Source organism: Actinoplanes sp. NPDC049668, from assembly GCF_044465445.1.
Classification (GTDB): domain Bacteria; phylum Actinomycetota; class Actinomycetes; order Mycobacteriales; family Micromonosporaceae; genus Actinoplanes.
This window is the reverse complement of sequence record NZ_JBITLR010000006.1, coordinates 529631-542804: the sequence shown is the minus strand read 5'-3', so window position 1 is coordinate 542804 and position 13174 is coordinate 529631. Positions and strand designations below refer to the sequence as shown.

4 protein-coding genes and 1 tRNA gene are annotated in these 13174 nt (G+C 66.1%); 1 reads left to right on the top strand and 4 read right to left on the bottom strand.

From position 1 onward, the window contains the following. Window positions 1-60 precede the first annotated feature (60 nt). A complete protein-coding gene (locus tag ACIBSW_RS27015) occupies window positions 61-438 on the top strand; it encodes a hypothetical protein (protein WP_354719819.1) in 378 nt (125 codons plus the stop codon). A 477-nt stretch (window positions 439-915) separates the two neighbouring features. On the opposite strand, the gene ACIBSW_RS27010 is transcribed toward ACIBSW_RS27015, so the two are convergent. The 4 genes from ACIBSW_RS27010 to ACIBSW_RS26995 all read right to left on the bottom strand — a co-directional run bounded on the left by ACIBSW_RS27010 (window position 916) and on the right by ACIBSW_RS26995 (window position 13115). After that, window positions 916-1233 (bottom strand): hypothetical protein, encoded by a 318-nt coding sequence (locus tag ACIBSW_RS27010; RefSeq protein ID WP_354719817.1) that lies wholly within the window; start codon window positions 1231-1233, stop codon window positions 916-918. 30 nt (window positions 1234-1263) lie between these two features. After that, window positions 1264-7938: a polymorphic toxin-type HINT domain-containing protein gene (locus ACIBSW_RS27005; protein WP_354719815.1), complete on the bottom strand. Its 6675-nt coding sequence runs from the start codon at window positions 7936-7938 to the stop codon at window positions 1264-1266. A gap of 223 nt (window positions 7939-8161) precedes the next feature. Then, window positions 8162-11749, bottom strand: a complete 3588-nt coding sequence (locus tag ACIBSW_RS27000) for a LamG domain-containing protein (RefSeq protein WP_354719813.1) — start codon at window positions 11747-11749, stop codon at window positions 8162-8164. A gap of 1293 nt (window positions 11750-13042) precedes the next feature. Then, window positions 13043-13115: transfer RNA gene (locus tag ACIBSW_RS26995), tRNA-Arg, on the bottom strand. Window positions 13116-13174 lie beyond the last annotated feature (59 nt).

The following is a 13174-nucleotide window of genomic DNA, read 5'->3' as shown; positions in this document are numbered from 1 at the left end:
TTCAGTGTGTTGGGCAGTTACCTAGAAAGGACACTCTTTATGTTGCGTCGAATCACGTCCTTGCTCGCCGCATCCGCGCTCGCCGTGGTCACGTCGGTCACGGTTGCCGCCTCGCCGGCGATGGCCGGCGCAAACGCGATGGCCTGGACGTACGACGGCGGAACCGCCCGGGGTCAGGCCGTCTGGTACCACGACGGTGACAGCCTCAAGGTCTGCGACATGGACGCCGACGGCAGAGGCGTCCGGGGCGTCATCTACTCGTACAATTCCTCGGGCGATTTCTGGGAGAACGAGTTCACCGTCACCGACTCCAACTCCTCTGACGGCTGCAAGACCGGGTCGAAGAACGTGCCGGACGGACGAAAGATCGAGGTCCTCGTCTACCAGTACTGGGGCGACACGACGTGCTGCGGCGCGACCTCGACCGGCGTCGCCTGAGTCGAGCTGACAGGGGCCCGCCCGGCCCGCGCCGGGCGAGCCGCAAGGTCACGAGGGTGTATTCCGCCGGCGTCCGCGCGCGCCCTTCGCAGCATCGCTCCCGCCGTAGCTGGTAGACGCGCAGCCACGGCCGGCGGGCGAGCGCCCCGTACCCCCACACGGCCGCAGATCATGATCTCGTGGCGGCGCCGGAATACAGCCAGCCACCGTTTGATCATCACCGGTATGCCGATGATCAAACGGTGGCCGTGGCCAAAGCATAAAACCCGCAGCGTTACGCCGGGCCTTTAGATCCGACGCACGTCAACGTTGCACTGCATAGAATTTCCAAATTATCTCAGGTCGCTCCTACAGTGCATGACCGAATCAGTCGGACCGCAAGAGATGGAGTATCCCAGGAACGGCACCAACTCCTAACTCTCTCCGCACTTCCGACTGGAACGCCTGCATCACATAAAGCATGTTACGCGAATGACGTCAGTCGCCCGAAGGGGCAGCCTGAAGAAACTCTCGATAAACCAGTTCCAATAAGGCTGCATATGCGTGCTGCAATCGAGCAACCTCACGGTCATTAGCCGAGGCGTCATCACCAAGGCGATCGGTTTGGCGTAAGACATCTTGCAACAAGACAAGCACGTCGACCGGCGCCGGCATATATATTCCGCGCTCCACAAATCGGATTACTGTCGTAACGTACTCATCAGCCTCTGCCAGGTCACTGTGCGCTGCGGTGAGAGCTGGGCTTGAACCACTCTGAGGAAACGGAAGGCAGCGCCAAATGGTGTAAGCGTCCATGAAATTTAGTGTCATGTTCTACCTCCGTCCTTAGTGGGCGCCCGAATACCAGAATGAGACTATTCGCCCATCTGGCGCGACGATTCCGCCCTTCCCCCCGTTCGGCTCCGTGTATTTTACGCCAAACTGGTTGTTATCGAAAGGCATTCTTTTCGCGTTCAACCCCGCCTTGCCTCCCGGTTGCTTCAAACGCGCCGCCCAGTCCTGCGCATCCTGCAAGTACTGTTCGCGCGTTACATTCATCGGCGCGCCATGCTTATCGAAGTGATACTGGAGGCTGGCTTCAGAGGATTCGAAGGTGCCCTCATGCCAGACATCGCATGGCCCTTGGTTATGCACAAGTACCGGAGTTTTGCCAGCGAGCACATAGTACGTGGACAGGTCCTGGACGGTGAGGTTGTACATCCAGCGGGTGCCCGGGTACGACCGCACCGCCAGCACGGATCGCAGGGACCCGTCCTCGGCACGAAGTTTGCTGCTGGTTGTCAGGGCGCCTGCGTCGACCCATTCATCGGTCGTTTCGTCCCAGAACGGGTGCTCGGGGGTTGTGCGGATCAGTGGCTCATCCCCAGCTGACGCGCGCACCGTAAGGTCGGTGAGTTCATGGTCGTCGTTGACGTGTACGGCGGTGACCACACGGGGTTCAGTCCGGCCGGTTTTCGGGTCGGTCGCGAGTACCTTGTCGCCGACCTTGATGTCCCCGATCTTCTTGACGCCGCCGTCTGCCAGCAGGACCAGGGTTTCGGGGGCGAAGCTGTTACCGGTGGAGCAGCTGTCGTCGTCATCTTTGCGTTTGGGAAGTTTCGGCTTGAGTTGCTTCGGCCTGGCGCCGGCCTTGGCCGCCTTCTTGGTTTTGTAGTTGCCGGCGCCGTCGCTGCAGGCCACGTCCAGGCAGAGGGCCATGGCGTTGTAGATCCCGACCTTGCCCATGAAGTCGCCTGAGCATTCTTCCTTGCCGGTCTGACATGCGCGGAAGACGAAGTTGTAGGCCTCCCAGGCACACTCCACTTGGCAGCCGTAGAAGTCGAACTCGTCGACCGCGGCGGCCTCGTCCATCTCGGACAGCAATTTGTTGAGGTCGGGGCCGCCCTTGGGCATCACGATGTCGAGGACCGCCTGGCGGCCGTTGTCGTATGTCGTGACCTTGACACCGTGCCGGCCGTGCCGGTTGCTGAAGCCCGCGGGCCGGTTCTTGGTGTTGTTGTCGACCCAGCCGTTCCGCCGTCCGTCCTTCTTCCTCGCCTTCGGGGCGACCGGCACCGCGTTGTTACAGGAGCTCATCCCGCTACCGTTGCCGCAGTCCGGGCGGAGCCCGGAGGGGTCCGACAGCGTAATGGGGCTGTTGTTGGAGTACGAGTAGCCGTTCCACTGCTGCGGATCCATCAGGTCCTGAACCGGATCGACGGAGAGGAACCGTCCCAGGGCCGGATCGTAGACCCGAGCGCCGATATTGGTCAGTCCGCTGGCGTCGCGGTCGCCGCCGACGAAGCCCTTGACCGTCGGCCATTGCACGGCCTGGCCGCGGTTCTCGCCGTAAGGCTTCTGCCGACGCAGGGCGACTGTCTGGGTGTACGCATTGACCGTGACCGACTGGGTGCCCTGGTGGTCGTCGAACAGCCAGCTCAGTGACTGGGCCGCCGCCGTCCGGGTAGCGACCGTCCTTCCGCCGAAGGAGTAGAAGCGGGTGGTAGCGGCCGATCCTGAGGTCGGCACCTTGATTTCCTGGCCCGGCAGGTACAGCGTTTTCCCGGTCGTGTCGCGGTGGACGAGCCGGCCTCCGTCGGGGTCGTAGATGTTCGACGTCGTGGTGACGCCGTTCTCCACGATGGTGGCCTGCTTTCCCTCGCTGTCCCAGTTCAGGGTCTGTCCCGGGCGGGTGAGGGTGTTTCCGGACTCGTCGTAGGTGAACGCCGCCGTGGTGGGTGTGCCCTGTCCCGGCAGCGTCGTTGACGTCGCCGTGACCGCGTGCGGGCGAACGACGCCGGGACCCGGGGTCGGGACCGCGTAGTCGGTCGTCTTGTCACCGGTGGTGGTGTGCTCGACCTGCTTGGTGCGGTTGCCCAGGGTGTCGATGGTCCAGTCGGTCCAGTACGGCGCCGGGCCGCCCAGACCGGCCACGCTGGGGGTGGCGGTCTTGCAGTCCACCGCCGTCGCCGGGGTCCATGCGGTGGTCAGCCGGCGCAGCGCGTCGTAGCCGAAGCACTGCAGGTCGGCCGCCCCGATCTCGGGGGTGTCGGCCTTACCGAGGATGTTGCCGGCGTCGTCGTAGTTGTATTTGACCTGCGAGACGGTGCCGGCCGAGGTTTCCGGCTTCACCTTCACGGTGTCGACGCGGCGGGTGTAGGTGTCGTAGGACGTCGTCTGCTGGGTGGTGACCCCACCGGTGATCTTCAGGGTGGTGCGGGTGGGCTCGCCGTAGGAGCTGTACTCCTGGTCGGCGACGTAGGAGTCGATGCCCGACCAGGCTGTGTTCAGCTTCTTCGGCAGGCCGCTCGCACTGTCGTAGGCCGTGCTCACCTGCTCGTCGGCGAGGTTGCCTGCGGGCGGGTAGCTGAGGCTCGTCGGTGCGCCGGTGTAGGGGGAGTATCCGTAACTGTAGATGTAGGTGCCGGCCAGGCCGGTCTCAGACGGCGGGATCACGTATTGCTCACCGGCGATGTCGTACTGCAGGGTGAAACTGCGTGCCTGCCACTTGTAGGCATTGCCGTTGTCGTACCGGATCGACTCCGTCATCTCTCCCTTCATCGGGACAGTGGTGTAGAGCTTGTCGTACGTCCATGAAGCGCGCTTGTTGGCGACGGCCACGGAGGTGTCGTAGACCGCGGTCGCGCGACCCATCCAGTCGTAGGTGTAGACGAGCTTCTTGCCACGCGCGTCGGTGGTCGACTCGACCTCGTCGTACTGGGTGTAGGTCGAGGTGGTCTTGCCCTTGTCCGGGTCATCGCTCTCGATCAGACGGCCCAGGAGGTCGTACTTCATCTTCCAGGTGTTGCCGGACGAGTCCTTGACCGAGGTCATCTGGTCCTTGGCGTTGTAGCCGTACGTCGTGGTCAGGTGCGCCCCGGAGGAAGCGCCTGCCACCGTGTACTGCCACGCCTCGGTGGTCCGGCCGAGGGCGTCGGTCACCGTCGTGGTGGAGGTGCCGCCCTTGGGCGGGACCACCGTGGTGCGGTCACCTTCGTAGCTGGTGGTGGTCCGCCAGCGCTCCACGATGTTCGTCACACCGTCGCCGGTGCGGTAGGCCACCGCGGTGGCCCGGTCGGCCCGGTCGTAGTAGTTCAGAGTCTGACTCGGCACCGACCACTCCGGTGTCCAGTACAACGTGCCCGACGCGTCTCCCTGCTCCGCGTGCGGCGCGAGCGTCATCTCGGCACGACCGTGCGCGTCGTAGATCGTGTCCGAGACCACCCGGCCGCCGCCGACGGCCTCGCTCTGGCTCTGCCGGGGACGCAGCAGGGCATCGAAGATGTCGTACGAGACGTCGGTGGTGCCACCCGCGTTCAACAGCTCGGTCTTCAGGTACGGGTACGCCACCCGCGCGGGGTCGTAGTAGTAGGTGTACTTCGAGGAGGGGAGCGACTCGTGACCCGAACGGGTCCAGCCGACGTTCCACACGTGGGTGGTCCGGCCCAGCCCGTCGTACGCGGCCTCGGTCACCCGCCCGTTCGGGTCCACGATCTTGACCGGGCGCCCCGCGGCGTTGAACGTCGTGGTGGTGTTCCAGCCGAGCTGGTTGGTGTCGGTACGCGTGACCAGCCGCCCCTTCTCGGGCGCCAGCACAGTGGTGACGGTGTTACCCCGCGCGTCGGTCGACGTCTTCTGACGGCCGAACTCGTCGAACGTCGCACTGCTGGAGGTCTGCCGCTCGGTGCCGCCGGACGCCGTCCAGTTCTTCATCGTGTCGGCGCGGGTCAACGACCCGTACTCCGGCGCCGTCGACGAACTCGACGCACCGTCGTAGAAGCTGACGCCGTCGGAGAGCAGCTGCTCGGCGCTGGTCACCGCCGTCCCGCAGGGCAGCGCCTTGAGCGTCAACTGCTTGACCGTGGCCAGCAGGTTCTTCGTGGTGTTGCGGTTGTACGTCGTGGTCGTGCACTTCTCATCGCCGGTCTTCGAGACGTCCCCGTTGTCCTGGACCGTCGTCGGCATGCCGTACCCGTCGAACGCCGTCGTCGTGCTCGTCGTGCTCCAGCCCCGGGCACCGTTGACCCCCAGCGCCGTCGCCGAGTACTGCACCTGAGTCGCGACATAGCGTGCGGAGACCGTGTCGCCATTGATCGTCCGCGACGCCGTGGGGTCGGAGCGCCACGGGACGCTGACCGTCTTGCTGACCGGCTTGTCCACGGTGCCGTTGTAGTTGACCGTCTCGCGGGGCATGCCGGCGAACTGGTCCTCGTCGTAGACGGTCTCCGAGCCCAGTGACGCGTCGACCGTCACGGTGCGGGTACCGCCGCTCGGGGCGGCCCGGTCGCCGTGCATACCCCGCAGGTAGGTGGTCTTGGACAGTGACTGCTCGGTGTCACCGACCCTGGTCGTGACCGTGGCGAAGCCGCGGAACTGGTTCCACGTCTTGCGCTTGGGGTTCATCAGGCCGTCGTCGTCGGCGTAGTGCCAGGCCGGGTCACCCTCGTACGAATAGCGGGTGTTGACCGTCGGCGCCTGATGACCGCCCTCCAGCTGGGTGTCGGTCTGTGACACCTGCGTGACGACGTACTTGTGCCACCACTCGGTGATGTCGGGACCGTCCGGGTTGTACGGATCAGGTCCGACCACCGGATAGCAGAGCTTGGTGTTGTTCTGCGGCGACGACGGCAGGTTGCCCGCCGTGCACTCCGGCAGCGAGTACGTGACCTGGACCTGCGCCCCGGTCTCGGTGAAGATGTTGCTCAGCCGCTGCCAGTTGTTCGTCGTATTCGTCTTGGTCAGCACCCGGTTCGTCTTCGCGACCGGCTCCAACGTCACCGGCGGCAACGTCACCGTCCCACCGACGTGACCCGCATGAACGATCGACTTCAACCACAGGCCGCCCTTCTCGCCGTCACCCGGCGACGGGAAGGAGTGCTCGAACGTGAACGAGTCGACATTCTGCCACCCCGGAGTGGCCGGGATGGAGTCCCAGACCCGGGTGCTGATCTTCTTGAGCCGCTTCGTCGACCAGAACGTCGGCGTCATGTCGTCGCACTCGGTCGCCGAAGCCTTGCACTCCTGGTCCCACGGGGTGTCCGGCCAGTGCGAACCGTCCTGCTCGGTGCAGTCAGACAGGCACCGGTCGTCGGTTTCGAAGACGACCTGCGCCAGCGCCTTCACCGAACGGTCGGCGCTTCCACGGTCCCACGTGCCGTAGTCGATCCTGGCCAGCGTGCCGCCCCGGACGTAGGGGACGTTCTCCGACTCCTTGGCCTCCGCCGCGTACTGGTTGGACTCCTTGTCGTACCAGAACGACGTGGTGTTTCCGCGCACGTCGATCGCGTAGTCCAGGTTCCACCGCCAGGCCTGGGTGACCCGGGAATCGTGGAACGAGGTGGCGTGCTCCGGCTCACCCGCATGGTTGCTGTAGACCGGCATGGTCCACGCCGAGTTGGTGTCGGCGCTCTGCCCGGTCAGCTTGTTCTGACCGAAGAAGTACTGGGTGCCGTCCGTCGAGGTGACCTTCCAGTACTCGCCGTTGTCGTCGCCGTTCGTAGCGCCGGTCAGCCGTTCGATCTTCGAGCCGTCCTCGGTCCGGCCGTGCCAGCCCTTGCCCTCCTCGTACACCAGCTCGGTGCTGCTGCCACCCAGCGACATGGTGGCGTTCTGCGAACGCCAGCACATGTCACCGGTGTACTCCGGGTTGTTGTCGTCCCCCGCCTTGTCTTCCGAGCACGGCACGTAACGGCGCTCGATGAATCCCGGCGAGTAGTCGAAGCCCTCACCGATCCAAGACGGCTGATTGTTCGTGGCCGACGACCGGCCGTCCACGCTCGACGAGGAGTACGACAGGCCCACCTCCGGCTCCGGCCCGCCCAACCCGACCGGCACCTTGATCGGGTACGACCAGTTGAAGTCGCCCGTGGAACCGCCGGCCGACCAGGTCGACGACGGCGACAGCGAGGTCGCCCCGAAGTCACCGGAGTCACCGGCCGCCGCCGCGGCAACGGCCACCAGAGAAGTAGCGGCGACGGTCGAGGCAGTCACCGTCTTCTTCGCCTTGTCGTTCGTCGACGGCATCGGTGTCGCCGCGCAACGCGCCTTTTCCGGCGTGGTGAGCGCGCACTCGGGCAGCGACCACATGCGCAGACGCGACGACCAGCCGCCCCCGTACGCGTACTGGAACTTCGAATAGTCCATCGTCAGCTCGGCCGCACCGGAAACCCGAGCGACCACACCGTTTCGCCAGCGCTGCGGCACCTTTGCGCGATCCACCACGACGGCGGACGGCGCGGCGTCGGCCGCGGCGCCGCGGGCGGTCTTGCTCTTGGGCGGCGTGGCGGTCACCGGGGTTCCCCCGGCCGGCCAGACCGGCGCCGGAAGCTGCAGGTCCGGAACGTCCTTGTGCTTGCGGGCGATGCCGCGGATCGCCTTGCCGTCGTCGCCGAGCCGTACGGCCTGAGCGATCAGGGGTCCGCCGGGCCGGGGCGGTTTCGCCTGGGCGGCGGGGACCATCATGGTGGAGGCCACCAGAATGCCTGTCGCCGAGGCGGCGATCAGCCGTCTTACGCGATTCATCCTCTTCCTATCGCCGCTCATGCGGTCTGCTCGTAGAGGTCATCAAGGGTGGGTGTCGGGGCGCCGCCTACGGCGAAGGGCAACCGTTCGGTGCCCTCGCCGGAGGGTGGGTGTCCGCGAAATTGGGCAGCATGAATTGGGGCCACCGAAGACTCCTGTAGGTATTGCGCAGCGTCCCTGCGGAGCCGGGGACCGCAACGGCGCTCCCCGGCTCTCGGACGGGTCAGGAGACTGCTTGTTCCTCGAACTGCTGCGCCACCTGGCCGCTGGTCATGTAGCCCTGGTAGATCTGGACGTTGTCGATGGTGCCGAACCACTGGTCGGTGTACCGGCCGGTGCCGGGGTCAGCGGACCAGAAGGCACGACCGACGGCCATGGGCCCGGCGGTCTGCCAGAGGGTGCCTGAGCCGGTTTTCGCCAGTTCGCCGTTGACGTAGAGCCGCAGTTGCGTGGGGCTCCATGGGATGTAGACGAAGGTCAGTTGGAACCATTCGTCGGTGTCTTCGGCGGTGAGCAGGGTCGGCGCGATGAGGTGCGCATAGGTCTCGGTGTCGGTCGCGTCCGCGCTGACCGTCATCACCTCGAAGCGCATCCCGGTGATTCCGTCGACGGTGCTCTGCCGGGTCTGCAGGTAGAACGGCGACTGGTAGTTGCCCCTCTGTGACACGGCGGTCATCGTGCTGGTCAGCTTTGCGGGCTGGACCCAGGCCGAAACGGTGAAGGGCTGGTCGGTGCGGAGCACGGGCCCTGCCTGCCACTGCGGGGCTGAATCGGCCGGCGCAATGTTTCGCTGAACGATGCCGTACTCCGTGGTGACCTCGCCGTAGTGCGGATCCGTGGGGTCGTCGGCGAAGTGCGCGTCATCGAGGGTCAGGCCCTGCGCGCTGCCGTAGCCGCCGCCGGTGAATGCACCCTGGGTCAGTTCGAGGCGCCGCTTCCAGCCGGTGCCGGCGTCCGGCGCCTCGCACATGTTCGCCTCGCCGGCCTGATAGCACGGAACCGCAGACTCGAAGTCCCACTTGCCTACCTGGATCGGCGCGACGATGCCCGGCTCGTCGACTCCGCCGGAGCCGACGTCGGTGGCCATCTGACCACTGAAGTCGTGCGGCACCAGGACCCTGTCGAACGCCTGCACGTCGACGATCTGGCCCTTGAACCAATTGCCGAGAAGGCCGCCGGTCAGGTATCGCCCGACGCCCAGCTTGCCGGAGGCCCAGGGCGTCGCCGTGCGGGCTGCCTCAGCGGACAGCACACCGTTGACGTACAGGCGTACCTGCTTGGCCTCTTTGTCGTACACGCCGGCGATGTGCGTCCAGCGGCCGATGTCGGCGGACGTGATCGCGGTGGCCGAGTAGGCGGCCTGGGTCAAGGCGGACTGGGCGTCGGTGTCCTTCATCGCGAACGACCAGCGTGGCGTCAGTGGGGATCCCACCTGCCGGGTGCCGAGACCGAAACCAACCGTCTGGGTACCGTCCTGGGTGACGACACCGAGGTCACCCGGCATGGCGCTCAGCCTCACCCACGCGGCGACACTGAACGACTCCGTCGTGTCGAGGACCGAATCGGTCGTGGTCGCCTGCGAGTTCCCGCCGAAGGTCGCCGCCTGGCCGCCGATCGCCCGCGACTCACTCGTCCACGCCACATTGGACTCGGTCAGCGGGGTGTTTCCATTAAGTACGGGCTGCCGGTCGTCCAGCGGACCGGATCCGCTGTTCACGGGGTACGTCTCCAGCCCCCAACCGGCGACGGCCGGCGAGGGTCGACCGACGGTGAACTCGTGCGAGCCATAGCCCTTGTTGTTGGTGGCGTCGATCGCCTGCGCGTACAGCACCGTGATGCCGTACTTGGGTGCGGTCACCACCACCTCGGCCTCTTTACCGGTCACGCCCGTGACCGTGACGGCGGGGGCCTCGGAGGTGACCGCCTCGGTCCAGCCGTACTTGAACTTGGAGACGTCGGTCGCCGTCGACGAGATCTTGAATCTGCCGAGCTCGCCTGGCCCTTCCGGCAGGCTCAACGGCGTGATCGTCACGGGTGGCACAGTGGTGTCGATCGTGAAGTAGCAATACCCCGTGGTCGGGCTGGCGATGTTGTACGGGCTTGGATCAGTGGTGAACAGACGGAATGCGTACCGGGTGTTGGTGACCAGCCCCGTCCGGCGTGCGCTGGTATTGCGTTTGTTCGCCGGCGCCGACGTCACTGCCGGCGCGCTGATCGCGGTGAGCGCGCCGCTCGCCGCCACCTGGTAGAGCTGCCACGTCGCCTTCAGGGCCTGCGAGGCGTCGCCATCCCACCCCATCGCCGAGAAGTACGGGTTGGTGACACCGACCGAGATGCCGGCCGTCGTACACGCCACCCCGTTGACCTGCAACTGGGTCGGCACGGTCGGCTTCGCGTCGACATCGGCGATCAGCTTCGCGTCGTTCGGGAAGAACTTCTTCCACCGGGTCTCGTCACCCTCCGAGGTGCCGTCCGAGTCCCGGGCACTGAACCCGAACGTCACGGTGGTGCTGCCCTTTTGGGCCACGCCGGCCAGCACTCCGGCCACACCGCCGGTGAAGTTCACCGTCATGTTCGGCTGCGGCGAGTCATCGCAACCGCTTCCCTCGTTGGCGTTCGACGACGCCGACGTCAGGTATGTCCCGAGCGAGGTACTCCATGCCGTACGCGGCGTGCTGATCACGCCGCTGCGGTACATGCTCGTCGGCGTCTTCGTGCACGACCAGGTGTGGTCCACCTTCATCTGGACATACGCCGACTCGATGTGCTTGCCCTTGATCTTCGTGGTCGGGAACTCGAAGAACGAGCGGTAGACCTTGCCGCTGTCCGGGTCCTCGCCGACCCGGGCCACCGACGTGTCGGTGTTGTTGGTGTTGTTGTTCGTGGCGTACGCCCACCGCGACTTGGCCGTGGACCACTCCGGGTCGATGAAGACCGGGAACTTCGCCGCCGACCCCAGCAGCCTCGGGTCGGGCCGCAGCACCAGATCGCCCGTGCGGTCGATCTCCGTACCCAGCTTGGCGACCCGCGCCGCGTCACCCGGAGCCGCATGCGTGGACTTCACCGCGTTACTGCGTGTGTCCGCCTGCCCCGCCGGAGCGCTGCGCTCTTTCGCGCTGGTGGCCGCCGGTACGGCGGAGTCCCACATCTGCGGTGCCTGCGCCAGCGCCAGCAGCGTGCCGCCCGCCACCGCCTGCAGCGAGCCGTCAGGCAGCCGCCGCGTCTGCGCGTCCCCGCCCAGATCAAACTTCACCTCACGCACCGCGGGGTTCGCCGCCGCCTTCGGCGTCTTCACCACCAACACGTGCGTGAACCCGGTCCGCGTCGCCCGCACCACCAGGTCGACGTCCGGCAACACACCCGGGTACGTCGCCGAGTCGCCCGACACCGACGGCGCCGGCAACGACCCGTGCGGCCACGACATCGTCAGCTTCTTGCCGTCGCGGACCATCGTCACCAACGGCCCCGAACCACCCGCCGAGAACCGGACATCCGCCAAGGTCGCGGCCGGACGCAACAGCCCGCCCTCGCCCTTGGCCAGGTTCACATCGATGTCCGCCCAGGACCCGTCCGGTCGATGCACCCGCTGCGGCACCGCCGCCGCCTCGTACGTCAACCGGCCCGACGGCTCGGCGAACGTCTGGCTGAACTCCGTACGCTCCGACAACGCCTCCACACGCTTGCCGTGCTTCTTCGCCGCCTTCGCGGCGGCGCCCTCGTCCGGCGCCACGCTGGGCGCCGGACCCGCCGCGGGCGCCGCGGTAGCCCCCGAAGATGGCACTGCCAGAGCCAGCGCGGCGGTGCCCAGCACCAGGACGCCTACGGCTCCGAACGGCCGATGCCAATTAGCCCATTCGGTTCGAAATAAACGCGATTCAGACACCCGTATCCCCCATGATCGAATAGTCGAGTGCGACTATATTCGTAGAACGACATGCTTCTATCGCCGGCCTTCTCCATCGTTGCTGAATCGAGATGGAGCATCTTCGCCCGACGCGGGTGGCCGTCCATAGTGGCCTATTTGCGTTCTGCACGGTGCCGCCGGCTGCACCCGATGGAAGGTGCGAAAGATCGCCTGACCTGGGAATTCGCTGCCGCGAAGGCGCCCGGATGCAACGTCCACTGACGACGCTTTTGTCAAGGTCCCCATTGCAGCGGTCGCCACGGCGGCCCGAATCCGACGGGCCTTCGTCCAGCCTGAAGTCAGGGCCGCTCTCGTTTGTATGGCTGACTCGGTCGATTTCTGACGGCGTGGGTGTCATGCGCAGATAAGGCATGCGGTATCGGCGAAGGTGGGGGTCCGAACGCGTAGACCAGCAGCGGCCATGGCACTCCGCTCGACGACCGCCATCGCCGGCAGCGCCAAGGCGATCAGGAGCACCGATGTCACGGCGTAGGGGCCAGCGGCGGCGCCTTGGTGACCCATGCCCACGCTGTTGGTCCGGTGTCGAACGACATCTTCCAGGCGTCATTCAGTACGCGGAATGGCCGTCGGCGCATCCCAGCCGGTTGCCCGAACCAGGCGATGTAGCCCAACCTGCCCAGCGGCGCGAGCGCGCCGGCCAGCCGTCCTGGCGACGGAAGGCGCCGACGAGCCCGATCGCGCCGGTCGGCCGGGAGCCAGTGTCGCCGGAGTAGCGCGGCGTCTCGGTGTAGGACGTGTGGGGCCCGCCCAGAGTGCGGCGGGCCTTACCCCGGTCTGCTGGTCCAGCAGATGAGCGCCGATGCCCGAACAAGCCCCACGCGGCCGCCGGCCCGGCCAGTCAGGGGAGATGATTCCGGCGCTGCGTGCACCGCCCGGAAGGACCTGGTCGAACAGCGCCGCCAGACCGAGAACGCCAGATTGGTGGTGGCCAGGCTGCAATCTGGCTTAAGCAGGATGACGTGGTCATAGCCACCCGTCGCGATGCGGGCGTCGTGAACGGCATCGAACCTGCCGAGCAGCGTCGGCAGGGCACCCGGTCCATGCTCCTTCGCAGGCTTGGTGCCGGATGCGCCTCGCTGGTGCCCGAGCCGAGAACATTCACCGTGTTAGGCAAACGCGAAGGCAGCTCTAACTGTCAAGTCGTTGATCGACCACGCTGCGTGTTGCAGTTCTGCGACGTGCCCCCGGCAGGAATCGAACCTGCGACACACGGTTTAGGAAACCGTTGCTCTATCCCCTGAGCTACGAGGGCCTACGGCCCATATCGTACCTACCTGGGGATTCCCGCGAGTGCCCGGGCGTCCCGATCGA